Genomic DNA, 25743 nt, shown 5'->3' on the forward strand with positions numbered 1-25743 from the left:
AAAAGTAAAAATAAAAAAGGCACACCTATAGGACAGTAGTACTGTCCCACAGGTGTGCCTTTTTGGCACTACTCTGCTATCACACATGTGTGATCCGGCTGCATGAACCTCTAAGAGTTCACCGCCTGTTCAGATTTAATTGGCTCTCATTCTTACATTAACGATAAGAAAGAAGAGCAAGTTAAATTAGATTTGTATACACTTATAATACCATTTATTAATTGAAGTATCAACGGGAGAGTGTAAAATAGTCTCGTCTTATAAACAAGCTGTGGGAAAACTTTTACCCCATTTCCCGAGAAATCTCTTTTGCGACTTTCAAATTTGTGAGATACTACTAAGCGTGACTGATAATGGAGGGAACAACATGATTTATATAAAAGAAGCTATTTTACATATTTTTGATGTGAACAGCAACGAGCCTATCTTTTCATTTGCTGGCTTGGATATTTCGGAAAAATTCACCATGGACTACATCCATGCCATGATTGAAAAGGTAGAAGATTCAGACAACATGAAAAAAGGGGTTTTAACAGAAAACACCCCTTTGATCCCCGCTTTTTCTACTCTTCAAGATAACTTTGTGGAGACTACAAAAGCATTAGCGGAAAAGTTCTTTTCCATCACAAAACTTAATCCAGAGATACCGCCTGCTGATTTATTGTGCGTCTATTTCACTTTGGACGAAGTACCTTGTTTAGGGCTTTTCAAATTAAATTATTCGGACAGTGTAACTCACTATGTGTCTTATGAAACAGAACAACTCAGCAACCAATTGATGATCAACCGCTCAATCTTGCCTAGTGCTCGCCAAGCTATCCAAGAAGGTTTGGTCTTAAATTTGAACAACATGGAATACCATGTGATTGAGAAAAAACATTTGATCGATGAATTAGGGGAAAAAGTCTTTTATTTCACAGAAATGTTTTTAGAAGACAAGCCTCAACCTAGCTTGAAAGAAAATATTGCCATCATCAAAAAAGCTGTTCAAAAAACCAGTAAAGCTTTTAACGAGGAAGAATTCCAAGTTCTCGCCGATACGAAAGACGCCATCGTTCACAGTATGACGGAAGAAAATGTCATCGATAACCAAATGATTGCCGAAACCCTTTACGGCGACAACTATGCTAAAAAAGAAAAATTCTTTGAAGAAGTCCAAGAGATGGGCTACGTAGATCGCGCTCCTGCTGAAGTAGCGGTTGCCGGACCTAAGTATTCTAAACAAAAATTTCGTTTAGACAACGGCATTGAGATCAGTATCCCGATCGATTTGTACAAGGATCCTGAAGTTGTCGAGTTCATCAACAATCCAGACGGTACCACATCCGTTATGATCAAAAACATCGAAAAAATAAAGAACTTATTCTAAAAAAACTTCCTTTGTCTGAGCTTTTACTGCTCCGTACAAAGGAAGTTTTTATTTACGTTATTTTTTGATTTCTTCCATGTTCTCATACAACTGAGGAAACTCATGGCATCTTTTTATTCTAGACGTACAGATCTCTTTTCCAAATGAAATCATAGATTGATGCGCTCTGCCCCAGTATTTTGCCGGGATAATTTCTGTCACACGCTCCTCGATTTGCTTAGGCGTAGCATCTTCTTCTACTATTTTATGGTGTTTGCAGACACGTGAGACGTGCGTATCCACCGCAAATGCCTCTTGATCAAAAGCAACACTCAATAAAATGTTGGCAGATTTAGGTCCGATTCCGGTTAATGATTGCAGTTCTTTGCGCGTATGTGGAACTTCTCCGTCAAATTTCTCAAGCAGCTCCTGGCTGCTTTTATAAATATATTTAGCTTTATTTCGGAAAAGTCCAACCGTTTTGATGTACGACTCAATTTCTTCAGGCGAAGATTCTATAACAGCTCGTGGACTTGGATAGCGCTCAAATAATCGATCTGTTACTTTTGCGACTGACTCATCGGTTGCTTGAGCACTCAATATGACAACCATCAACAGTTGAAACGGATTCTGGTAACGCATCGTTGGAACAGCATCAGGATAAAGTTTCATAATCTCATAAATCACATGTTGGGCAGCTTCTTTTGTCAGCATAAGTATTCCTTTCTTTGATTCTTTTCTTTCAATATATCATATTTTTATCAGCTGTTTTCAGATATGTCTATTACAAATAATGAATTTTGATATAATAAGTAAAGCGATTTCTATTTTAATTAAGCTTGCAAGAAAGGTGCTATATCAACATGATACGAAACGTGTCGTCTTTATTTGATCAATGACACTTATAGTGGCTATCGTTTTCTTACAATTATCCTGATAATAATTACAGAGGTGATACGATGAAAATTGGAGACAAGATTAAAGAAGAAAGATTAAGAAAGGAGTGGACTCAAGAACAACTAGCCCAATTATTAAATGTGTCTCGTTCAACTGTTTCAAGCTGGGAAGTAGCTAGGAATTACCCAGATTTAGAAACAATTGTTGCAATCAGCGATTTATTTGGTATCTCTCTAGACAGATTACTTAGGGAGGATAAACAAATGGCGAAAGATACGACAAAAAAATTAAAAAGAGGCCAATTATATAAATATGCTTTAATAGCATTGAGCATAATTGTTCTGCTATATTTTGGCTACAATGCAAAGTTACGATTAGATGAACATACTTATAGAAGCAACTTAGAAGAATACGGGTGGGAAAACATTCAATCTTCTTCTCCTGCTCAATCGAAAGATGAAAGCAATGCTTACGAATTAGCAGAAAATGATATTACTTATAAGAGTCATCTTCTGACTGCAGAAGATTCAATTGGTTTTCCATTGCCAGAACAGAATATTTCAGTAATCACTACAAAAGATGATTTCGTAGTAGATGTTTCTTATGAAAATGAAATCGGTGTGAGCATTTCACCCGAAAATGATCAGACTGTCAGTAAGCAATTTTACGTAACCGTTGACCGCAATGGTAATCTTGCTGAAAGTGACTCAAGTTGGTCCGAAGATGAAAGACAAGCAATCCTAAATTACCTTTCAACTTACCAAGATACACACCAAGAACTGATCGATAAAACACTTGAAAAAATAAGCGAGATCACAGGAAAATAACACTATCTTCAGATTAATAGAAATAGAAAGATTGGTAGCAATATCCATATATAATGGATGTCTCTACCAATTTTTTTACTTAACTACTACCAAAAGCGTTATAAAACTTTCTATGTAATTCAATCATTTCTTCGTGAGCAGTAATAAACAAAATGATCTCATTATCTTCTTCTATAAAAAAATCTATTGTAGCGTCGGCATCATTTTCACCATAATAATTAAGAATGTCATCCAAAAGTTTAATAATGTCTTTTTTATCTTTCGGTATCCAGTAGTAATCAATCTTGGCCTTTTTAGAACTGACTGTTCCTGGCCACTTCTTATTGTATTCTGTTTTTACCAACTTTCCAGCCATATTTTTTTAACTTCTGGAATGAAGCCTTCTGATGGATAATATTCCACAACACCAATTAAACTATTCATTGCGATCAACTTAAGAAGTTTCCTAAAATTCTTTTTCAAATAAAAGGCGTCTATTGGTTTCATTAGCTCATAGTTTGTCGTTTTGGTCATACAGTCTCCTTTCGACTTATTCTTCATCCTTTTTATCTTCCAATAATTTTTGAATATTGTTCAGCACATTTACAATAGCTGAGCCATAATGAATCAAAATCATGAACACTGGTACCCAAGTTAAGAAATAAAACATTCTGCCACCTCTTTTGTTAAGCGTTTTCAAATTATCCTTATACTGAATAATAACATAACAAATCATTTGTATAACTAAAAATCTTAATAAGTTTTTTTTGAGTTCCAATAGTTCTTTGGCCCTACCTGCTGCGGTATAATAGAAAAAACAGTTCCTAAAAAATAAACCTAAGGATGGTTCTTGAGATGAAGCTAACGCAAGACGAAATACTCAATGCTATTTATAACCTGATCCTTAATCCTGGAACTCGAAACTGGGAGCGGTCTTTACTCTTGGAAGCCAGAAATGCCTTAGAGAACGGTGCGAATTTTGATACTCAGCTTTCGAAATTGGAAGCTGACTTGCGTCCATTGGCTCTCAGAAATAATTTAACACCTGACGTGACCGATTTTTATCATCACATTACAAATCAGCCAACTTCTGATACTCCATTTGATTTCAACAAGCACTCTCTTGATGATCCAGTTTATCAAGACTCTGCGATATTTGCTGGCGGTTGTTTTTGGTGTATGGTGGAACCATTTGAAAACCGGAATGGAATCCTTTCAGTTCTATCCGGCTACACTGGCGGAAAGGTAGACCATCCGACTTATGACCAAGTGAGCGGTCAGTATACAGGTCACGTAGAAGCTGTTGAGATCATATTTGATACACGGATCATTCAATACGCTGATTTAGTGGAGCTTTACTGGCAATTGACCGATCCGACTGATGCATCTGGTCAGTTTCAAGATCGAGGCAATCAGTATCACCCCATCATTTTTGTAAAAGACGAGCAGCAGCGTCGAATCGCTGAGGCTTCCAAACAACGATTAGCTGATTCAGGCAAATACACGAAACCGATCGTTACCTCTATTGAACCTGCAACTGCATTTTGGCCGGCAGAAAACTACCATCAGCAGTTCTATCAAAAGAATCCTGAACGGTATAAAAGAATCGAGCGATCACGCCGCCAACTCAAGGCTTATCAAGCTCTGCAAAGGAAACTTAGAGCTCCATTTCAAAAATCTAAACGCGATTAGAAAGGAGCTGCTCAGAAATGGATATGGAAAACGTGGTAAAGATACAAACGCGACAAGAACTGAGAACCTGGCTTGAAACGCATTCCACCTCCAAAAGGGTTTGGGTTTGATGACGGAAGAGGGATTGAAAGTCTTGCCTGATATGCGTATTGAATCTTTCATCATTGATAAAGAGATTGAAAAACGGTTGAAAGAAGACGAACATGTATATCAGAACTTTTTGGCTTTTCCAGAATTGTATCGAAGAATCCGAATCGACACCATCCAAAGTTACAAACATGATCCGCAACTTTTCAACAAACGGTTAGATAAATTCATTGAGAATACAAGAAACAACAAACAGTATGGTCAGTGGAATGACAACGGCCTTTTACTTGAGGATTGACTGCTGGCTTTTAACACATAAAACTCCTCCAAAAGATCAACTGATCTTTTGGAGGAGTTCATTGATTGATGAAATATTCACTTCAGATTACAATTCGCTGACTGCTTCTTCAACCGTCTTGTCTCCAGCCAGAACTTCAAACTCTTTACGAATGGTATTGTCATTTTTGAGTACAGAAATCAACGTGCGTGCCACATCTTGACGAGGAACTTCATTGATTTCTTGCCCCATGCCTACTTTGATTTGATCCGTACCATCTGTATCGACTAACATCCCTGGATGCACGATCGTCCAGTCCAATTGCGTACGGTTTTTCAACCATTCATCCGCATAATTTTTTGCAATGGTGTAAATTTGCAGATCGTGTTCTTGTGACATGGCTTCGCGACCTGTACGGAAGGTACTCACCATAACAAAGCGTTTCACGCCTGCTTGTTCTGCAGCTGTCATAGCTTTTACAGCTCCATCTAGGTCAATCAAGATCGTTTTATCCAGCCCGCTTCCGCCAGCTCCTGCACTGAAAATGACTACATCGGAACCTTTCATCGCTTCAGCTAATTCATCTATTGAGTTTTTGACCAAGTCCAAAAGAACTGTGTCTATTCCTCTTTCTTCGAAGAAACCTGCTTGTTCTGCTTTACGTATCATAGCTGTTTCATCAATTGCACTGTCTTCTTTCACAAAGTCCGCAAAATGACGAGCTACTTTTCCATTGGCACCTACAACAAATACTTTCATTTGAAATCCCCTTTCAGTAGTTAATCAACTGAGTTCAGCATAGCACGTGTCTTTTTATTTTTCCATTAGTTGATCTCTTTAATGATTCGAGCTGGTGTGCCAGCAAAAAATCTTCCATAAGAGCTCTACTAATCTCTCATTTTTTTGTATTCGTATTCCTAATTTCATGTCCACTTTGGAGAAATTTGTCTCAGTTTATTATTTTCGGCCATGAGCAACTATTTTTTCTCTCTCATGGCCGTCTTTGTTTCACTATTCAGCCATGAGGAGCCAAAATACAGTACTCATGGCTTATGTAACCCCTCTTTTCGGCCATGAGATCCTTTTTCTTGAGCACCATGGCCGAAACAATCCTTATTTGCCTGATGAAAACTCCATCTCTAAATAAAAAAGGAATGCAAATCCAATTTGCGTTCCGTTTTGTCCTAATCTTTAATTAATAGGCACGTAAACTAAGTTTCGATACTTCATCAACCATTTGTGCAAACGGATTGTTCTAAACGACCTTAGTATGATAGGTCTTCTCCATTAGTTGCAATGACTTTTTTGTACCAGTCAAACGATTTTTTCTTGGAACGTTTCAGCGTTCCGTTTCCTTCGTTGTCGCGGTCTACATAGATAAACCCATAACGTTTTTTCATTTCTCCGGTACTTGCGCTGACGATATCGATTGGTCCCCAAGTGGTATATCCCAGTAAATCAACTCCATCAATCTCTACTGCATCTTTCATGGCTTGGATGTGTTGTGCCAGATAATCGATACGGTAATCATCTGCTACATATCCGTTCTCATCTGGTGTATCCACGGCACCTAATCCGTTTTCTACAATAAACAACGGTTTTTGGTAGCGATCATAGATTTCGTTCATGGTGATCCGTAGTCCTAGTGGGTCAATTTGCCATCCCCATTCGCTGGCTTCCAAATATGGATTTTTAACGGACGACATAATATTTCCGCCTACTTCATCGACTTCCGGATCCGTAACAACGACTCTGGAAGAATAATAAGAAAACGAAATAAAGTCGACTGTATATTGTTTAAGAAGCTCTAAGTCTCCTTCTTCCATTTGAATATCGATTCCTTTTTGTTCAAATTTCTTCAACGCATACGCTGGATATTCTCCGCGAGATTGAACGTCGATAAAGAAGTAATTCTCGCGATCAGCTTGTTGTGCAGCTAAAACGTCTTTTGGATTTGGCGTATACGGGTAAAACTTCCCAGCTGCAAGCATACAGCCGACTTGGTTTTCCGGATCCACCTCATGCGCGATTTTCGTAGCCACTGCACTGGCTATCAATTCATGGTGAATCGCTTGGTATTGGACTTGCTCTTCATTTTCGCCTTCTTCAAAATAAAGCCCCGCTCCCATAAACGGCAAGTGCATGATCACATTGATTTCATTGAACGTCAGCCAATATTTGACCAGACCTTTGTAACGACGGAAAATAGCGTTGCACAAGTTCTCATAAAATCCAATCATTTTTCTATTTCTCCAACCGCCATACTCTTTTACTAAGTGCATTGGGATGTCAAAATGTGTAATGGTCACAAGCGGCTCAATGCCGTATTTTTTACATTCTTTAAAAATGTTCTCGTAGAATTTCAAGCCTTCTTCATTTGGCTCAGCTTCATCGCCTTTTGGAAAAATACGCGACCAAGCAATCGATAAGCGGTACGTTTTGAAACCCATCTCCGCAAATAAAGCAACGTCTTCTTCGTAACGGTGATAGTGGTCGATAGCCTCTTTCGCTGGATAAAAATGGTCCTCGTCGAAATCGAACATTTTCATATGTCCTTTCATCACAGGAAAACGATCTTCTCCATGCGGAATGACATCGACATTGGCCAACCCTCTTCCACCCTCATTATACCCGCCTTCTGTTTGGTTCGCAGCGGTTGCTCCGCCCCATAAAAAATCTTCTCTAAATCCCATTTGTCTCCTCCTTTTAAAGCCTAATTGCTTAGATATGCAGAATAGTTTTCTATCCTATTATCAGTATAACCTTATCAATGATAAAACGCTTACTTATTTGCCGTGTTTTAGAAAATAATATATCTCTCATGTAACAATGTTCTTGCCATTTTTCCATCTCCTTTACGTTTTTCATCTTATCTAAAAAGCTATAAAGATAGTGTTAATCTTTCAGGGATTTCTTTATGGTGTCTTTACACGAAGGTTAAGGGTGTCAAGGACAGTATAAAATTGTAGGTTTATGACAGAATAAAAATGTAGGTTTTTGACAGTCTAATTTAGAAGTCCATTTATATTTTCCCTTTCATACGATATGATTTTCCAGTAATCTTGAAGACTTTAACATGGTGAACCAGACGATCAAGAATGGCGGCGGCTATTTCAGAATTCTGAAATAGCTCCCCCCATCGAGATAAGATAATATTTGTCGTAATCATTGTTGATTTTTTTTCGTAACGCATCGTTAATAGTTGAAAGAAGAGGTTAGCTTCAACTTTTTGAATTGGTAAATAACCTATTTCATCAATGATCAAAAGATCATATTTGGCATATCGTTTCAGAACACGATCGACGGTCCCTTTTTCAAAGGCAGAACGAAGACGTAAAAGTAATTCATGACAACTGATAAACAGCGTACGGTAGCCTTGATGACATGCTTCAATGCCTAATGCAATGACAAGGTGTGTTTTCCCTACACCAGGGTTTCCAATGAAAACTAAGTTTTCTTTTTTCTCCATAAAAGCCATATGTTTCAAGTCTAGAATCTCTTTTTTGTTAACGCTTGGTTGAAAGTTGAAATCAAATTCTTCAAGTGATGTCCGTTTGGGAAAGTGTGCGCGCTGGATGACACGTTCCACAGTCTGATTCGTTTGAAAGTCTAATTCTTGATTAGTTAATTCTAGAAGAGCTTCTGTTAAAGAAAGCTCATCCCGATTGGCAATTTCAATATAGTTTGGCACATATTCTCTCATATGTTTTAAATTCAAGGCCTCTAGATTATTTAATAGCTTTTGATAGTTACTGCTCATTCGAAGGCACCTCCAGTAAATCATATTGCTTTAAACTTCGTTTAATATGTTCTTGGATGTCATCTTCTTCTTTGTGGCTCATGACATCTGATTTAAGTATCTGAACCAAATCTTCTTGGTTATAGTTCAATTTTTTTGTGGTAAGTGGGTGCGAACGAATCTGTTCTCCGTTATAATAAATGTGCACGTACTCTTCGTTTTCGGAAAGATCCAAGTCAACTTCTTTTCCGATATAACGAGGGTCTACAGAGTACCTACATTTGCGGAAAATGACCATTGCTTCCTTTGTGACTTTACGGCGAATAGAGTCTTCAAAATAAGGATTTAACAAGTCATCTTTTAGCTTATGGAGGTGCTCTTTTTCATTAATTTTCCAAAGTATATCAGGAATCTCGTCCGTTGCTTGAGACACTTCCGAATTTAATTCATCACAAAGTTCGTCAACGATTCGAATGAGGTCTGTCGAATCATAAAATTCATGATTGTAAACCCGTAACCGGTCCATTGTTCTGGCGAGAGCTTCTACGCTGCCTTTTGTTTGGGGGCGAAAAGGACGACAGACCATTGTTCTGAACCCTGCATCTTTACTAAAAGAATAGAAGCGATCGTTTAAATGAACCTGAGAGAATTGAGTTCGTGACCGGTCGACGACAGTTTTCATATTATCGAACCATATTTCTTCTGGAACACCACCGGTGTGATAAAAGGCATCATTCATGCACTCAAACAATGTATCTTGTTTACGATCAAAGGTAAGCGTAATAAATTTCTTCTTTGAGTAGGGCAATATATAAAGGAAAATATTAAAGCGGAAGACTTCTCCCTGACTGCTTATCAGTCGCATTTCTTCTTTCCAATCGATTTGTGCTGAAAGACCAGGCGTATATTCGACGCGTACCGTTGCTTTCTGTATCCGTTCTTTTTTCACTTCTCGGCAATAGTCTCTAACAAGACTGTAACTCCCATCGAACCCTTTCTTTTGTATGAATTTGAAGATACTTTTAGCGGTACATTGATCTTCTAACTTAATATCTATGATTTGTTTGAATGAATCTAATTTACTCGGATATGTCCTCCTTGTTTTAGGTTTATTACCTTGTAACGCTTCTTCATACGCTGCTTTAACCGTACGATAGTCACATCCGTATTGTTCCGCTAACGCAGTATAATTGGGCTTTATGCCATCAATCATATGTTTTTTCACTCCTTCTCTGATATCTCTTCTCATTCCTATTCCACTCCAATTCTATAGGGGATAAGAAGAGTATATAAAAAATGTAGGAAAACCAACAATTTTACATTGTCATTTTCCTACATTTTATAACTGTTCTTTACAAAGGGGAAGACGTTTCACAGCCTATACATCATTCTTTAAACGTAAAAATACACCTAAAAGTAATTATTCTACTTTTAGGTGTATTTTTACAACATCTTTTTATTTTTGTGTTTCTTCAAATGATTCAAAACAACTTTGATGATTAATGACGACACTGCGACATAAACCAACCAAGTAATCAAAAAACTATTTAAAGTAAAATATCTAGGAACGAAATAAGGGTAACAAAGAAGAATGATAAGATTTATTGGAGCCACAATGTAATACATATATTTTTCCATACTTAAAAACCAGCTAACTCTTTTTATTCGTTTAGTTTGCTACTATAGGTTTGATTTTTCTAGCTACTACAATAATATAGCACATAAAACTTATATGAGAAATCGTTTTCAAAAATAGTTGTTGTGCTTAATATTTACAAAATTATACTTTCTTTATCTTAAAATAACCGACTCCTGTTTAATCTTAAGATTGAACTTATTTCTATTGGTCACTTTCGTTTTCTGCCCGCTCCTTTGCGTTCCCTATTTCCTAGATTATTTGAAAAAAGGGAACGCAAATTCAAATTACGTTCCCTTAATGGTGAGTTCACTCCGAAAAAGACACGCAAACACAATTTGCGTGTCTTTTTAAGCGTCAAATATCATTAAAGGGTACGCAAAGGGGTTTTTACTAATTCATTTGAGCTGGAAGTGGTGTAACCAGACCGTCTTCTATTGCCGTTCAGTTGATATCTCAACAATCGCATGCCGTTAAAGATAACGACTAAGATACTGCCCTCGTGCACCAACATTCCGATCGACATATTCATCCATTCACTGAAAAAGACGCTGGCCATTAAGACTGCGACCACTCCAACTGCGATAATGATGTTTTGTTTCATATTCCGCGCAGTAGCTTTCGTCAACCCCAACGCATGAGGCAAGCGGCTGAAGTCAGAGTTCATTAAGACTACATCCGACGTTTCAATCGCTACATCTGTCCCGTTCCCCATCGCAATTCCGATATCGGCTAAAGCTAAAGATGGACTATCGTTGACCCCGTCACCGACAAACGCGACGATTTGCCCTTGCTGCTGCAATTCCGCAATGTAAGCTGCTTTATCTTCCGGCAGCATATTTCCATGCGCTTCGGTCAACTCCAACTCGCGAGCTACTACATCCACTGTTCCTTGGTTGTCTCCTGAAAGAACGATTAGATTTTTCACGCCTAGCTGCTTCAACTCTTCTAAATCACTTTTGACTCCTATGCGAACTTGATCGCGAATCCCCATCAGAATCTTCAATTCGCCATCGACCGCTGTCAACACCAACGAATTGCCGTTTTGTTCAAATCGCCTGATATCTGCTTGTGCTTTTTGATTCAGCAGCACGTGTTCTTGTTCCATCAATGCTGCATTCCCAACCGCTACTCGGTGACCGTTCACTTGAGCTGTGATACCGCCGCCTTTAACAACTCTTGTATCTTCTACTATCGAAAAAGTCGTTTCTCCTATTTCTTGCAGAACGGCTTTTGCGAGCGGATGATCGGATTCCCGTTCTACACTGGCTAAATACCCAAGAACTTCATCTGCCTGCCCATCGTAAAATTCCATTTCTGCCACAGCGGGGTTCCCTTGTGTCAACGTCCCGGTCTTATCAAATACAATCGTATCCACTCGGCTGAAATCATGGATGACTTCACTTCCTTTGAGAAGCACTCCATTGCGCGCACCATTTCCGATGCCTGCAACGTTAGAAACAGGCACCCCAATGACTAAAGCACCAGGACAGCCTAGTACCAAGATCGTGATCGCCAATTCGATATCTTGGCTGAACAGCCACACTGCAAAAGAGAGCACCAATACCGCCGGCGTATAGTATTTGGAAAAGCGATCGATAAACCGTTCCGCTTCCGACTTGGAATCTTGTGCTTCTTCTACCAGCTCAATGATTTTCCCAAATGTCGTATCCTCGCCCACTCGATCGGCGCGAATTTGTAAAGTGCCGTTCTCTAAAATCGTTCCAGCATACACTTCAGCATCCGCCACCTTGTTCACCGGCACCGATTCGCCTGTGATACTAGCTTCATTGATGTGGCCTTCTCCTGACAAAACGGTGCCATCTACTGGAACTTTCGCCCCCGTTTTGACAAGCAGAATATCTCCTTCATCAACGGCATCTACCTCTACTTCTTCAAATGCTCCATCATCCATTTGGCGCAAAGCACTTTCTGGTGCCATTTCCGTCAGCTCTTTGATCGCCGAACGAGTTTGATTCAATGTTCGCTGTTCTAAAAAATGCCCGAACAAAAATAAAAAGGTCACTATAGCTGATTCTTCATAGTTTTGGATCAAGAAAGCACCAACGACCGCAATAGTGACCAAAACATCTATGCTGACCACTTTCACTTTCAACGCTTGAACGGCTTGAATAGCAATCGGCGCAACTCCTAGAATAGATGCCACGATCAATGCTCCTTCAGAAACCCACACATTTTTTAACACAAAGTGGCTGAAGAATCCAATGATGATCAACATTCCACTGATCCAAGTAATCTTACTTTTCTTACTTAATACATACTGTTGCATGAGTTTCCCCTACTATTTTATGGTTAAACCTAGTATAAAAGACTTCTTCAACTTAAAAATTGACTGCCATCAAGTTTAAGAACCTTATTGCCTTTTAGCATAAAAAAGATTCCAGAAAACTTTCTGGAATCCACAAGATGGATCACGCCTGATAAGCTCGATCCATCTCCGAAAGCATGTTGTACACTGCTGCATACGTTTCACACACATCGTCAGGAACAGCGTACTGATTTGTGACCTCGCGTAATTTTGAAAACTCTGTATCCAAATTGGGACTCGCAATCCCTGCTGCTTGTGTTTTTTCCTTTATCTTACTAAACAATTCCCGCACTTCAAATGCTTCAGGATGGTTCTTTCCATGTGCACGAGTGATTGCTGACGTGAACAAATCTAATTGTTTAAAATGGTTGTTTGCGACTTCCTTAAATGCTGTCATAATAAGGTTCCTTCTTTCTTGAATAATAGTTTTAAGCAGATTTAACGGTTGTTTTAAGGACTGGATAACCCAAGTCTACAATCGCTTTTTCGATTTCATTGATAGAAAGGATCTGTTCGTCAAATTCCGTTTTTACTTTACTGGAATTAAATAGAACTTTGACGCTTTCTTTGTCGATCCCCTTCAATCCTTTTACAGCACTCTCGATTTTTTGCAGGCAGCTTGGACAAGATAAGGTTTCTAAAGTCAAAACAGCTTTTGTCATGATGCATTTCTCCTTTATCGTTTTATTTGCAGAAGAGGATTTCTCTTCCTTACATCTGCAGTATAGCCAATTTGGTTGAATCAAAACTTGATCCTTATCAAGTTTTGATAGTTTTCCTAAAATAAAGAAACGACCTCCCAGATCTGTCTGGTGAGGCCGTTTCACATTTTTTGAATCAGGCAAACAAGTTGAGCAGTGCTTGAAAAGTTCCACTCTCTGCCATAATATATAGTCCCAATCCGATAAAGACAACCGGGACAATGATCCGTTCATACTTTTCAAGCGTTTCAGAGACAAAAGAGACTTTTGCCAGTCGATAACTGATATAACAAAGAAGTGCAATCGAAATAGCAAATACAACTAGAGCTACTCCAATTTCTAGAGCTGACAGAGCGGTAAAGTAAGGAATGTAAATACCTAGATTATCGCCGCCCGATGCAATCGTTATTAAGGCAACAGTCCAGAACAAGCGACTTGTTCCTCGAGACTCCAGCTTTTCAACTACTTCATCTTCTTCTTCTTCCTCCTCACCCACTAAGGCAACTCGCACCCCTAAATAAATCGGAATCAGCCCCAGAAGCCCGATCACCCAATCTTGAGGAATAAAGTTCAATACATATGCAGCAAATAAACTTACTGCCACTAAGATTCCTGTGCCGAGATATTGTCCCCAATAGATTTGACGGACACCTTTTTTGGTATAACTTTGCGAAAAAATAATCAATAGGATAAATAGATAATCAATACTCGTGGAAATATAAACAGCTATAGCTGTAAAAATACTTTGCAACAAACTTGTTTCCTCCAAACTAAAATTTCATCATTTTGTTTCTGACATCTTGAAAAAAGCACGAATAGTCGAATGCACTTCTTCATTCGCTATAGAATAATAAACCATTTTTCCATCTTGCCGCGCTTTTGTCATTCCCTGCTTTTTTAAAAATCGTAAGTGGTGTGACGTTGTAGCTATACTTGCATCTAATACAGCCGCCAGATCACAAACACACATTTCCTTATACGTTTCTAAAGCATAAAATATCTTAATCCTAGATATGTCTCCAAAGCATCTCCCTAATGCAAGTAAACGTGAAAAGTCGTTTTCGTCCAATCTATTTTTTACATTTTCTACTTTTTCTTTATGTACGATATTCGCTTTACAAACTTCTATACTCATTTTCTTCACCTCTCATTCAAACTTTCATTTGAATGAAGTATATCTCTTGAATTATCCTTTTGTCAATCGCCTCAACGTACCTGGTTTTCTTCTATCAGCACTGAAAGACGTCACAAAAAAATCATGCTGAAAGTCTGCACGATTTTTTGACCTATCAAATATTTCTCTACTGTTATTCTGCCTCTCCGGAACGAACCTTGTCTTTGTATTTGACCATACTATACGCTGAAAGCCATGCTGTAATCGGGATGATCAAAATAGCACCCGTTCCTGTATAAAAAATCGAGATGGCTTCAGACGCGAACACTTTCGAATTTAAAACCTCGCCTAAAGAGTAGCCTAAATCCTTAAACCAAATAATCAGAGCCAGATAACCGCCGATGAAAGCAAAGAATAACGTGTTTGTCGTTGTCCCAAGAATATCTTTTCCAACTGTCATCCCGGACTTGAATAATTGGTACCGATCTAAAGTCGGATTGTGAAAGTAGATTTCGCTCATCGCAGAAGAAATCGAGATAGCTGTATCTGTTATTGCTCCGATCGTTCCCATGATGATCGTACAGATGATGATGTCGCCAAAATCAATCCCGACATAAAATGAGAACGACAGCAGCTCTTCAATTTCTTCTATCCCAAACCCTTGGATTTTAGACTTCTCTACCAATACAAAAACAGCGAAAATCAACAAAATCAACGTAAGAATCGTTGAAACAAAGGCCGTAAGAGACTTAAAATTAAACTGATTGATGTAAAATAAATTAATGCAGCTGATCAATATACAAGCAATGATCGTTAGAAGAATCGGATTGATTGCTTGGTCTGTCATAAGGATAATAGTGATCAGCATGATCCCGAAGTTGAAAAACAAGGCCAGAAAAGAGCGCGTTCCTTTTTCACCGCCAATCACTTTCATGAGGAAAAATAAAATCAGCGCCAACCAAATCAATGCATTCATTTGACCACCCTCCCCTTACGAATGAAGTAAATCGCTGTATAGATGCTGATGGGAATCGTTAAGACGATCCCGATGCTTCCTACTAGCGCCCTCGTCAACTCTAACGACAAATTCATCGACAATGTATAATTCACTGCCATACCGTTTTTCAAATACAACAAGATCATCGGAATACTGCCGCTTACATACGCAAAGAACAGCACATTAGACATGGTGCCCATAATGACTCTGCCGATTTCTCTGCCGGATGTCTTCAAGTCTTTCAATGCGATCGCCTGATTTTTCTCCGTCAGCTCATACAGCGAGGAAGTGATCGTGATGGCAATGTCCATTGCCGCTCCTAGAGAACCGACTAAAAGGCTGGCTAAAAATACCGACTGCGGATTTCTGGTGATAAAAGCCATCTCTTCGTACCGCAGTCCTTCTCCAGCTGTCAATTTAATGACCGCATAAGCAATCAGCAACGACGAGAATGTCCCTGCCACAGTGGCTAAAATAGCCGCATGGGTCTTTTTGTTGTTTCCGCTCACCAACAACAATGAAAAGACTGTAAAGAAAAGCACCAGTCCGCTGCAGATCCAGAATAAATTTACGTCTTCTCCCTCAGTGTAGTAATTCATCGCCAGCATCAATACCAAAACATTGACGACTAAACTGATCAATGAGTACAAACCGCTCTTTTTCCCAACCCATAGGACCGTCACGATAAACAACCAAGCAGCAACTACAATAAACGTATCTCGTTTAGCCCCTTCGATATTTCCTGTCAAATGCGTTCCCTCATCGTTTTGAATACTCACGAAGATTTTATCTCCCATTTGATATTCGTGGTCCGCCGCACCGGATGCGGAGTATTGGTTTTTCATTAGAATACGTTGCCCTTTACGGTCGCCGTTTTTGATTTCACCGATCACCGTTTGATCAAATACTTGATCTGTATTGCTCAGCGAATCTGCCGTTTCTTCTTCATCCGTCACCGTAGTTTCTATCACTTCTGCTATCGGCTTGTCGTATAGGTAAAAGTTGTTTTGTACAAATAAGATGGATAACACCATACTGAGTAAAATCAATCCATAGGTTATAAACGTTTTATTTTTCCATTTGATATTCATCAGAATACCTCCAATTGAATGAGTACCTCAGTGTAGCCTATCATTTTTCACTCTTCAGAGACAACCCTTTTTTAGCATTTTAGCCCCTTATTTGAAGCTTTCATTTGCTTCATGTAAGATTGATGTAGAGAGTACGGCAAGTTTTAGGATAAAAACAAGAAGGAGCTAATTAGGATGAGTGTTTTTACAGAGCAGCAAAAATTAACTATTTTAGAAGATCTTGTAGCTATTAATAGCGTCAACGAAAACGAGATCGAAGTAGCGGAATACCTGAAGAAATTGTTCGCAGAGTACGGTATCGACTCCACGATCGTTCCCGTTACAGAAACCAGGGTCAATTTGGTAGCGGAAATCGGTTCAGGATCGCCGGTATTTGGGATCTCAGGACATATGGATGTCGTCTCACCGGGGGATGTCTCCAACTGGTCGACAGACCCATTTGTGCTGACCGAAAAAGACGGCAAGCTTTATGGACGCGGCGCTAACGACATGAAATCAGGACTGGCTGCTTTAGCCATCGCTATGATTGAAAGGTTCTGTCCGCTTCATGGCAACGACTGGTGAAGAAGTCGGCGGAGCTGGCTCGAAGAAATTATATGAAGAAGGCTACATGGACGATGTCGATGCTTTGATCGTCGCAGAACCCTCTCAAGACGTGATCGTTTATTCGCATAAAGGTTCCTTGAACTTCAAAGTCACTTCAAAAGGACAAGAAGCGCACAGTGCTATGCCGCATTTAGGTTACAACGCGATCGATCCACTAGCTGAATTCATCACTCGAGTGAACTCAGAAGTACGCGACCCGAGCCGCTCAAATGAAACGCTGGGCGAATTGATTATGAACTGCACGATCGTACAAGGCGGACAGCAAGTCAACTCGATTCCTGAGGTTGCTGCTGCAGAATTCAACGTGCGGACGATTCCTGAATACGATACGGAAGAAGTCATTGCCAAATTCAATGAGATTGCTGAAGAAATCAACAAGCAAAAAGATGCTAAGATTCATGTAGAAGTCACAATGGCTCTGCCGAGTGTGTTCACGGATGGAAAATCTGAACTGGTAGAAATCGCTCAAGATTTAGGCGAGAAGTATTTCGGTGAAAAACCTGGAACGATTGGTTCTCCAGGAGTAACTGACGGATCCAACTTCCTGCGCTCTAAAGGCGACGAGTTCCCGTTAATGATGTTTGGACCCGGCTTAACTAAAATGGCTCACAAAATTGATGAGTACGTGCACAAAGATGTTTACTTGAAATTCATTGATTTGTACAAAGAAATGATTTTAGCATTTAATCAGTAAAATCGTTTATTAGATAGATTTTTTTGATCATACTAAATAAGACCTCTGCTGAATTCAGCGGAGGTCTTATTGTATTGAAAGATTGAAGTCACTAGCTTTATTCATTCGGGTAAAGATTTTGATACGTTTCTACTGACTGTTCGATCAATTTTTTTAAAACTTGAGTGTCGATATCCGCTAGTTTATTGACATAGATACAAGCCTTTCCTGTCGTATGTTTGCCAAAGTTTTCCAGCATTTTTTCTATTTCTTCACTTTCATAAGCTAAATAAAGACTGATCTTCGCTTTTCTTGGCGAGAATCCGGCTAAAGGCGCGTCCCCTTCATGTCCTGAAGCATACTTATAGTAGTGATAACTGCCAAAACCAATAATGCTCGGACCCCACATTTTCGCTTTATAACCCGTTACTTCTTCAAAAATGTCCAACAACTGATAAGCATCAGCTTTTTTCTTTTCGCTCTCTACACTTTCGATAAAGTCGATCACACTATTATCATTTTCTTTCATTTTCGGTTCAGCCATACAGTCACACTCCTCTTCTTCGAATAGATCTTAGTTCCATTATGGCACTTTAAAAGTACAAGTACAATTCTCTGAAAAAGAGCTTCCATAGCTACAGCAACAAATAGAAACATTTTTAAAAACATCATTTATTTAATCAAATGTTATGGTACACTTAGCTCAATTAAATTGCTTCGTAACTGTTATATTTGAGGAGATGCAGGATGAAAAGAAAAATAAGTCTTAAATGGATTTTCTTGCTTTTAGTTTCAGCTTTAATTGTTTTACTATCAGTTTACTTACTACATCTAAGGTCTGTAAAATACGAAGGTAGACCGTTAACTATCGCTGTTGTAGGACAGGTTCCAGAGATCAAAGAAGAACAAGTCAGTTTTGAGGAGATTACTTTTGATGATGTCATGAATAATGATTTCGATTCCTATGATGCGATTTTTATCATGCCCCAAAACTTATCGCAAGCCAGTGAAATTCCGTATGCAAAAATTTACTCAGATTCTCCTATTCCATTCTTTTTCATAGGTGCTAACAGCCATATTCCATTTACAGAAGCAGAGTTAGATTTTGACGATGATTCATGGGAAAATTGGGAATGGACCCCTGGAACGAGTTATGCCAGTGGATTCTATTTTGACACTGCCACTAGATCAACAACAGCTTGGGAATTTTATTTATACGATGACGAAAAAACAGATGAAAATATAGAAGCAGTTTATACAGAAATATTCAACTCTATTACAGAAATTTGACAATACTCATTCAAACAACATATTAACCTATCAAAAACTCGAGGCTATTTTATAAGCCTCGAGTTTTTGCATCATTTAACACGCACAAAAGCGGGAAGCTGATGCTCCCCGCTAAATCAAACCTATTTATTTAATATTTGCAAAGTGTTCTAATGTTCCGACCATGTTGGCTACAAAACCGTACTCGTTGTCGTACCAAGCAACTGTTTTGACCAATTGGCCGCTTTCGCCATCCATAACTTTCGTTTGAGTTGCGTCAAAGATAGAACCAGCCGGCACTCCGATAACGTCTGAAGATACGATGTCATCTTCATTGTATAAGAATGCATCCGTTGCAGCTTCTTTCATTGCTGCGTTGACTTCATCTACGGTTACTTTTGTATTCAATACTGAATACAATTCTGTCATCGAACCTGTAACGGTTGGGATACGGACAGCTGTACCGTCGATTTTACCTTCCAATTCAGGGATAACTTTCCCTACTGCTTTAGCAGCACCTGTTGAAGCTGGAATCGCATTTTGCGCTCCGGCACGATTTTTACGTCCGCCTGGTGAATCTTGAAGCGCTTGTGTTGCGGTATAGGCATGAACCGTTGACATCAATGCACTATTGATACCGTATTTTTTGTTCAACACATTTGCCATCGGTGCCAAGCAGTTCGTTGTACAAGACGCTGCAGAAACGATTTGATCATCTGCATCCAACGAATCATGGTTAACTCCATAAACAATGGTTTTCGTGTTGTCTACTTCTGCTCCGGCAGCTTTAACTGGCGCAGAGATCAATACACGTTTGGCTCCTGCATCCAAGTGAGCTTGGGATTTTTTCGCTGAAGTATAGAAACCAGTACATTCTAGAACGATGTCGATACCTAAGTCGCCCCAAGGCAATTGGCTCGCATCTTTTTCTTCGTATGCTTTGATTTCTTTTCCATCCACAATAATCGCGTCGTTCCCTACTTCTACCTCATAAGGGAAGCGTCCTTGAGCAGTATCGTATTTTAGCAAATAAACTAAGTCGTCATTATCCGTCAAGTCATTGATCGCAACTACCTCTAACTCTGTGTCCATTTCCAACATCCGGCGCAACGCCAAACGTCCGATACGTCCAAATCCATTAATCGCTACTTTTATTGACATGAATATTTCCTCCTTCTTTATTTGAATCTACTTTTATGGTAACGCTTATGAAGGAGAATTTCCAATTGTACGCATTAAAAAAGATAGACGCTCTCACAACAAAACAGTACCTTGTATTCTCTATACGAAATCAAGGTACTGTCTCTAAAATCTTTCAATTATTAAACAACCGTTTCTGCACTATCAGAGTAATCCAAAGCTGAAGAACCAGAATCACCCGTACTGATGCGGATCACATTTTCCACCTCATATACAAAAATCTTCCCATCTCCAACATGGCCCGTATAAAGAACCTTGCGTGCCGCTTCAACTACTCTTTCTACCGGAACACTGCTCACAATGATTTCTATGCGTGTTTTAGGCAGCAGGTTGGCATCCACTTCTGCTCCACGGTAATAAGTGGTGTGTCCCTTTTGTATCCCATAACCGTAAACATTTGTTACTGTCATTCCAGTAACACCGATTTTGTTCAGCTCATCTTTTAGTTCTTCAAATCGATCTTCGTTAGCAATAATGTCGACTTTTGATATTTTTTCTTCTCCTGAAAGGGGCCGTCCCAATTTTGGCAATTCCGTTTTTGTTTCTGGGATCGTATCTTCCGTATCAAAGTCTACATCCCCCAAGCCCATTCCAGCAAATGCCAGCTCTACATCATTTGGTTGCTTATTGATTCCTCTAAATACAGGAACTTGGCCAAAAGGTACAGTAACAAAATCTCCGTAACTTGATTTTAAGCCATGTTCTGAGATATCCATTCCGGCAATTTCCTCTTCTTTACTGACTCGCAGCCCAACCGTTTTATCAATTACAAGGAACGTAGCAGTCATTGTCACAGCCACCCACAACGCTACTGCCGCAACTCCAAGTATTTGTACGCTAAGCAATTCAAAGCTTCCGCCATATAAAATTCCGCCATCGACAGCGAATACGCCTACTAAAATCGTTCCTAAAGATCCCGCTATTCCATGGACTCCAAAAGCTCCAACCGGATCATCGATTTTTGCTTTATGTTCTATAAATTCCAGACCGTATACTAAAGCCATAGAAGAGAGCGCCCCGATTGCAACTGCTCCAATTGGCGAGACGACTGTACAACCAGCAGTGATTCCTACAAGTCCAGCAAGCGAGCCGTTTAACGTCATCGAGATGTCTGGCTTACCGTACTTCATCCAAGTGATCGTCATAGCTACTAAAGTTGCTGTTGTTGCAGAAAGGTTTGTATTTAAAAAGATGGTTCCGATCAACGTCAACGTTTCATCTCCTGTAGCTGATACCGTTGACGCTCCATTAAAGCCAAACCAAGCAAACCAGAGAATGAACACTCCCAAAGCTCCCAGTGTTAAACTATGACCAGGAATGGCACGTGCTTTTCCATCTTTGTCATATTTTCCAATACGAGCACCAAGTATTTTAGCTCCAATCAAAGCTGAAACGCCACCTACCATATGAACTGCCGTTGAACCGGCAAAATCTATAAATCCTAATTCAGACAACCATCCTCCGCCCCAGATCCAGTGACCTGATACGGGGTAAACAATAGTTGAAATGATCAACGTATAAATCAAGTAAGAACTGAACTTTGTCCGCTCAGCCATTGCCCCTGAAACAATCGTAGCCGCAGTTGCAGCAAAGACTGTTTGAAACATCAAAAACACATTTCCAGGAATCGTTGAATCGTAATTCCCTTGCACAAATAAATCAGGAGCTCCGATAAAGCCTGCAATACTTGGTCCAAACATAATTCCAAATCCAATGACCCAATACATCAAAGACCCCAATACAAAATCCAATAAGTTTTTCATAATGATATTCCCGGCATTTTTTGCCCGAGTAAACCCTGTCTCTACCATTGCGAATCCCGCCTGCATAAAAAATACCAATACCGTCCCTACTAAAACCCAAAGTGTATCTGTTGCTTCAAACATCTTTAACTCCTCCTTTTGACCAGCTATTTTTATAACATGTTATAAAAACTAACATCAAATAACGAAGGTTGCAACACATTTCATTCAATTTATCAAAATAATTTCCTAAAGCTTACTTTGCATGTCAGAACACCTAACATCAAATATGGTATATATTTGTATTTCGATATAAAAATTAATAAAAAACCTTTTATAAATAGTCTTTATAAATTATAAACTAAACACTTTTATATATTGGTATATACTATAAAATGTTTATAAAAAACTTATAATTCATTAACCAAACTAACGAACGATATTATAAAAACAAATCATTATGTACGTACTTTCCTCATCTAATCTCTTTTTCAATTAAAACACACAAAAAAACAGCACATACCCTTTTTCACTAAGGATATGCACTATTTTTATTCATGGTAGATCCATCACACATTTTCTGAATTTCTGCTATGCCAAGTTCTGACTAAAACAGACAAGGTAAAACAAATCAAGAAATACACTACAGCTAAGAAAGCATAGATCATAAAAACTTCTGAGGTTTTAGTGACTTTCCCTAAAATCACTTGTCCGCTTCGAGTGAACTCCATGATTCCCAACCCTGCAAGGAATGAGGTATCTTTGATGGTCGTAATCACTTGCGACAACAAAGACGGAATGATTTTTTTGAACGTTTGCGGCAAAATAATGTACCACAAAGTTTGGAAGAATGAGAATCCTTGAGAGTGAGCCGCTTCAAATTGTCCTTTTGGAATCGCGTTTAATCCCCCGCGAACGATTTCAGCTACTACTGCAGCAGTATATAGGAATAAAGCAAACGACCCTTTCAATAAGATCGTACTTCCTGGAATCAAGAATCCGCATGCCAACATCCATAACAGCAACGGTGTATTACGAAACAACTCGATATAAAATCCGGCTAATTTGCCGAAGATTTTTCTTTCATAGTTCCGCACTAATCCTAAAAGAGTTCCGAATAGGATGGAAAGAATGACCACTCCTAAAGAAATCAGTAAAGACGTTTTTAGACCGTCCAATAGAAAAAGAACATTAGGCTGAGTAAAAACGGTTTTTAGAGACTCGATCATTCCATCACCTCCGGAATATCCACTACTACGGAATCATTTTTCTTCAATTTCTCTTCATATTTCCGCGAGAAAGTAGCCAGCGGGAAGCACAATAAGAAATACAGCAGCCCCGCTATAACATAAGCCGGTCCGTAATTTAACGAATAAGAAGCGTAAGAGTCAGCTGCATACATCAAGTCTGCTCCAGCGATGATCGCCAATACAGATGTGTTTTTGATCAAATTGACCGCCTGGTTCGTTAATGGCGGCAAAATACTCTTCACCATTTGCGGCAAGATGATATAGCGCATGGTTTGCGCATAGTTGAATCCTTGAGAATAAGCGGCCTCGTGCTGACCTTTAGGCATAGACAAAATCCCGGCACGCACGACTTCTCCGACATACGCTCCATGATACAGCCCAACACCGACTACCCCAATCGTGAATTCACTTAACACTAAACCAGCCATAGCCAACCCGTTGTACATGAAGAAAATCTGAATGACCAGCGGGATGTTTTGGAAAATCTCCACGTACACCCGCGCGATAGAACGCGGCAGCCAGCTTTGAGCTGTGGAGAGAATCCCAATGAATACCCCTATCACCAAAGACAACAGCAAGGCTAAGACAGCGATTTGAAGTGTCCTTAAAAAACCAGTCCCAATACTGTCAAAGTTTTGAAACAGAGCCTCCCATCTCCAAAGAGCGAACGGATTTGTACTGTTCATTATTCATTCAGTCCCCACTCTGAAACCAATCCATCAAGAGTGCCATCTTCTCCCCATGTAGTGATCAACTCATTTACGTGCTCTGCTAATTCTGTATTAGATTTCTTCGTTGCGATTCCATAATCTTGAGTCGCAAAACGATCTGGTAAGATCACTGTAGAATCATCCAAATAACCAGCCAAGATCGATCTGTCCACACTGAATGCATCTACACGACCAGAATCCAAAGCCGCTTTGATTTCTGGATAAGTTGCGTACTCAGAAAAGTCCATCGTGATGTCGTATTGTTTAGCTTCTGCTTTAATAGCATCGGCTGTTGTTGAACTTTGCGATACTCCGATAGTTGCTCCATCCATATCTTTCAAGCCTTCATAATTCTTATCTTTTTTCACCAGCAAACCAACTGCATCTTCATAATAAGCTTCTGTAAAGTTATACGTTTCTTTTCGTTCATCGGTTACGGTAAAGGTAGCGATGATCATATCAACTTCGCCGTTATCCAATAATGGTCCACGTGTTTTTGCTGTAACTGGCGTCAATTCGATAGCGTCTGGGTCGCCTAAAATATCTTCGGCTAATTTCTTCGCAATATCGATTTCAAAACCTTCGATTTCGCCGGTCTCGGTATTTTTCAAACCGAAGTTCGGAACATCTTCTTTGACACCCACTTTCAATACGCCTGCATCTTTGATAGATTCAATAGTAACTTGATCCGCACCGCTTGTCGGCTCAGTCGCTGACCCTTCATCTGACGAACAAGCCCCTAAAAACAATAAACTGGACAACATCAATGCAGCGAATAGATTTCTTTTTTTCATCTCTTTTTCCCCCTAATTATCCCTTTTTATCGTAAAATTTTGCTTAAAAATTCTTTCGTTCGTTCATGAGTCGGATTATCGAAGAAATGTTCCGGAGTCCCTACTTCCAAAATCGTTCCTTCATCCATAAAAATAACTCGGTCTGCTACTTGCCTTGCAAAGCCCATTTCGTGTGTCACGACGACCATCGTAATATTCATACTCGATAGTTGGATCATAACGTCCAGTACTTCTTGCACCGTTTCCGGATCCAAAGCTGATGTCGGTTCATCGAATAAAATGATTTTCGTTTCTGAACAAAGAGATCTCGCGATAGCGACCCTTTGCTGTTGTCCACCTGATAAAGTGGACGGATAAACATTGGCTTTCTCTCTCAGCCCTACGATATCTAAATACTTATAGGCTGTTTCTTCTGCTTCTTTTTTAGATTTTTTTTGCAGCTTTATTGGACCAATCGTCAGATTTTCCAACACCGTCATATGCGGATAGAGGTTGAACTGTTGAAAAACCATTGCAGAAGAATTGCGTACAACTTCTAATTTGTTTTTTGCAGTCACTTGTTTGCCTTCAATAAAAACTTCTCCTGATGTCGGTTCCTCAAGGAAGTTCATACATCGTACAGTCGTACTTTTACCAGAACCCGAAGGCCCGATAATAACGATTTTCTCCCCTTCCGCCACCTCTAGATTGATATCTTTCAGTACATGGTGGTCTCCAAAATATTTATTTACATTTTGCAGTTTAATCAACGTTGCCTCATCTCCTTTTGCAAAAAAATATGAACA

At 39.3% G+C, this 25743-nt stretch carries 28 protein-coding genes and 1 riboswitch; of the genes, 7 read left to right on the plus strand and 21 right to left on the minus strand.

What is annotated here, in order from left to right:
• Positions 1 to 39: 39 nt before the first annotated feature.
• Positions 40 to 143: riboswitch (NiCo riboswitch) on the minus strand.
• A gap of 224 nt (positions 144 to 367) precedes the next feature.
• Positions 368 to 1369, plus strand: coding sequence for a nucleoid-associated protein (locus LMF32_RS03970; protein WP_230523944.1), 1002 nt, complete (start codon positions 368 to 370; stop codon positions 1367 to 1369).
• A gap of 57 nt (positions 1370 to 1426) precedes the next feature.
• On the opposite strand, the gene nth is transcribed toward LMF32_RS03970, so the two are convergent.
• Positions 1427 to 2062 (minus strand): endonuclease III, encoded by a 636-nt coding sequence (gene nth, locus LMF32_RS03975; RefSeq protein ID WP_230523945.1) that lies wholly within the window; start codon positions 2060 to 2062, stop codon positions 1427 to 1429.
• Positions 2063 to 2307: 245 nt separating this feature from the next.
• On the opposite strand from nth, the gene LMF32_RS03980 reads away from it, so the two are divergent.
• Complete coding sequence (locus tag LMF32_RS03980) at positions 2308 to 3072, plus strand: helix-turn-helix transcriptional regulator (protein WP_092480790.1); 765 nt, start codon at positions 2308 to 2310, stop codon at positions 3070 to 3072.
• Positions 3073 to 3151: 79 nt separating this feature from the next.
• Here LMF32_RS03980 and LMF32_RS03985 read toward each other — a convergent pair whose 3' ends face one another.
• Entirely contained in the window at positions 3152 to 3427 is a 276-nt protein-coding gene (locus LMF32_RS03985; protein ID WP_230523946.1) for a hypothetical protein, read from the minus strand.
• Positions 3409 to 3585 carry a hypothetical protein gene (locus tag LMF32_RS03990; protein ID WP_230523947.1) on the minus strand — a complete coding sequence of 59 codons (177 nt, stop codon included), beginning with the start codon at positions 3583 to 3585 and terminating at the stop codon, positions 3409 to 3411. Before LMF32_RS03990 ends, LMF32_RS03985 begins: the two co-directional genes overlap by 19 nt.
• Before the next feature lie 321 nt (positions 3586 to 3906).
• Here LMF32_RS03990 and msrA point away from each other — a divergent pair, with 321 nt between their 5' ends.
• On the plus strand, positions 3907 to 4743 hold the full coding sequence (gene msrA / locus LMF32_RS03995) for a peptide-methionine (S)-S-oxide reductase MsrA (protein ID WP_230523948.1): 837 nt from the start codon (positions 3907 to 3909) through the stop codon (positions 4741 to 4743).
• Between the two features lie 109 nt (positions 4744 to 4852).
• Positions 4853 to 5128 carry a YdeI/OmpD-associated family protein gene (locus tag LMF32_RS04000; RefSeq protein WP_230525072.1) on the plus strand — a complete coding sequence of 92 codons (276 nt, stop codon included), beginning with the start codon at positions 4853 to 4855 and terminating at the stop codon, positions 5126 to 5128.
• 87 nt (positions 5129 to 5215) lie between these two features.
• On the opposite strand, the gene LMF32_RS04005 is transcribed toward LMF32_RS04000, so the two are convergent.
• From LMF32_RS04005 to LMF32_RS04055, 11 genes are all read right to left on the minus strand, one after another.
• A complete protein-coding gene (locus LMF32_RS04005; protein ID WP_230523949.1) occupies positions 5216 to 5866 on the minus strand; it encodes an SDR family oxidoreductase in 651 nt (216 codons plus the stop codon).
• Between the two features lie 506 nt (positions 5867 to 6372).
• Positions 6373 to 7800 (minus strand): 6-phospho-beta-glucosidase, encoded by a 1428-nt coding sequence (locus LMF32_RS04010; protein WP_230523950.1) that lies wholly within the window; start codon positions 7798 to 7800, stop codon positions 6373 to 6375.
• Between the two features lie 329 nt (positions 7801 to 8129).
• A complete protein-coding gene (istB, locus tag LMF32_RS04015; RefSeq protein ID WP_047927680.1) occupies positions 8130 to 8867 on the minus strand; it encodes an IS21-like element helper ATPase IstB in 738 nt (245 codons plus the stop codon).
• On the minus strand, positions 8857 to 10095 hold the full coding sequence (istA, locus tag LMF32_RS04020; RefSeq protein ID WP_230523951.1) for an IS21 family transposase: 1239 nt from the start codon (positions 10093 to 10095) through the stop codon (positions 8857 to 8859). The genes istB and istA overlap by 11 nt, the downstream gene beginning before the upstream one ends.
• A 754-nt stretch (positions 10096 to 10849) precedes the next feature.
• Positions 10850 to 12772, minus strand: coding sequence for a heavy metal translocating P-type ATPase (locus LMF32_RS04025; protein ID WP_230523952.1), 1923 nt, complete (start codon positions 12770 to 12772; stop codon positions 10850 to 10852).
• Between the two features lie 142 nt (positions 12773 to 12914).
• Complete coding sequence (locus LMF32_RS04030; RefSeq protein ID WP_230523953.1) at positions 12915 to 13208, minus strand: iron-sulfur cluster repair di-iron protein, ric; 294 nt, start codon at positions 13206 to 13208, stop codon at positions 12915 to 12917.
• 31 nt (positions 13209 to 13239) lie between these two features.
• Entirely contained in the window at positions 13240 to 13473 is a 234-nt protein-coding gene (locus LMF32_RS04035; protein ID WP_092480800.1) for a heavy-metal-associated domain-containing protein, read from the minus strand.
• Positions 13474 to 13648: 175 nt separating this feature from the next.
• Positions 13649 to 14266 (minus strand): CadD family cadmium resistance transporter, encoded by a 618-nt coding sequence (locus LMF32_RS04040; RefSeq protein WP_230523954.1) that lies wholly within the window; start codon positions 14264 to 14266, stop codon positions 13649 to 13651.
• 27 nt (positions 14267 to 14293) lie between these two features.
• Entirely contained in the window at positions 14294 to 14647 is a 354-nt protein-coding gene (locus tag LMF32_RS04045; protein ID WP_092480802.1) for a metalloregulator ArsR/SmtB family transcription factor, read from the minus strand.
• 172 nt (positions 14648 to 14819) lie between these two features.
• On the minus strand, positions 14820 to 15602 hold the full coding sequence (locus LMF32_RS04050) for a YibE/F family protein (protein WP_230523955.1): 783 nt from the start codon (positions 15600 to 15602) through the stop codon (positions 14820 to 14822).
• Complete coding sequence (locus tag LMF32_RS04055; protein WP_230523956.1) at positions 15599 to 16714, minus strand: YibE/F family protein; 1116 nt, start codon at positions 16712 to 16714, stop codon at positions 15599 to 15601. The genes LMF32_RS04050 and LMF32_RS04055 overlap by 4 nt, the downstream gene beginning before the upstream one ends.
• A 174-nt stretch (positions 16715 to 16888) precedes the next feature.
• Between LMF32_RS04055 and LMF32_RS13685 the strand changes: the two genes are divergently transcribed.
• Together LMF32_RS13685 and LMF32_RS04060 are read left to right on the plus strand one after the other, a co-directional pair.
• Positions 16889 to 17278 (plus strand): M20/M25/M40 family metallo-hydrolase, encoded by a 390-nt coding sequence (locus LMF32_RS13685; RefSeq protein WP_347401899.1) that lies wholly within the window; start codon positions 16889 to 16891, stop codon positions 17276 to 17278.
• Complete coding sequence (locus LMF32_RS04060) at positions 17262 to 18014, plus strand: M20/M25/M40 family metallo-hydrolase (protein ID WP_347401900.1); 753 nt, start codon at positions 17262 to 17264, stop codon at positions 18012 to 18014. Before LMF32_RS13685 ends, LMF32_RS04060 begins: the two co-directional genes overlap by 17 nt.
• 97 nt (positions 18015 to 18111) lie before the next feature.
• Here LMF32_RS04060 and LMF32_RS04065 read toward each other — a convergent pair whose 3' ends face one another.
• Entirely contained in the window at positions 18112 to 18537 is a 426-nt protein-coding gene (locus LMF32_RS04065) for a DUF1801 domain-containing protein (protein WP_230523957.1), read from the minus strand.
• A gap of 203 nt (positions 18538 to 18740) precedes the next feature.
• Between LMF32_RS04065 and LMF32_RS04070 the strand changes: the two genes are divergently transcribed.
• Complete coding sequence (locus LMF32_RS04070) at positions 18741 to 19283, plus strand: hypothetical protein (RefSeq protein ID WP_230523958.1); 543 nt, start codon at positions 18741 to 18743, stop codon at positions 19281 to 19283.
• A gap of 126 nt (positions 19284 to 19409) precedes the next feature.
• Here the strand turns inward: LMF32_RS04070 and gap are convergent, their stop codons facing one another.
• From gap to LMF32_RS04105, 6 genes are all read right to left on the minus strand, one after another.
• Positions 19410 to 20423 carry a type I glyceraldehyde-3-phosphate dehydrogenase gene (gene gap, locus LMF32_RS04075; RefSeq protein WP_230523959.1) on the minus strand — a complete coding sequence of 338 codons (1014 nt, stop codon included), beginning with the start codon at positions 20421 to 20423 and terminating at the stop codon, positions 19410 to 19412.
• A 161-nt stretch (positions 20424 to 20584) separates the two neighbouring features.
• A complete protein-coding gene (locus LMF32_RS13565) occupies positions 20585 to 22348 on the minus strand; it encodes an ammonium transporter (RefSeq protein ID WP_278046258.1) in 1764 nt (587 codons plus the stop codon).
• Between the two features lie 425 nt (positions 22349 to 22773).
• Complete coding sequence (locus LMF32_RS04090) at positions 22774 to 23433, minus strand: amino acid ABC transporter permease (protein ID WP_230523960.1); 660 nt, start codon at positions 23431 to 23433, stop codon at positions 22774 to 22776.
• A complete protein-coding gene (locus tag LMF32_RS04095) occupies positions 23430 to 24140 on the minus strand; it encodes an amino acid ABC transporter permease (RefSeq protein WP_230523961.1) in 711 nt (236 codons plus the stop codon). Before LMF32_RS04095 ends, LMF32_RS04090 begins: the two co-directional genes overlap by 4 nt.
• Positions 24140 to 24958, minus strand: a complete 819-nt coding sequence (locus LMF32_RS04100; protein ID WP_230523962.1) for a transporter substrate-binding domain-containing protein — start codon at positions 24956 to 24958, stop codon at positions 24140 to 24142. Before LMF32_RS04100 ends, LMF32_RS04095 begins: the two co-directional genes overlap by 1 nt.
• 26 nt (positions 24959 to 24984) lie before the next feature.
• On the minus strand, positions 24985 to 25707 hold the full coding sequence (locus tag LMF32_RS04105) for an amino acid ABC transporter ATP-binding protein (RefSeq protein WP_092480811.1): 723 nt from the start codon (positions 25705 to 25707) through the stop codon (positions 24985 to 24987).
• Between the last annotated feature and the right edge of the window lie 36 nt (positions 25708 to 25743).

Origin of the sequence: Desemzia sp. C1, assembly GCF_020882875.1 — a bacterium.
GTDB lineage: Bacteria > Bacillota > Bacilli > Lactobacillales > Carnobacteriaceae > Desemzia > Desemzia incerta.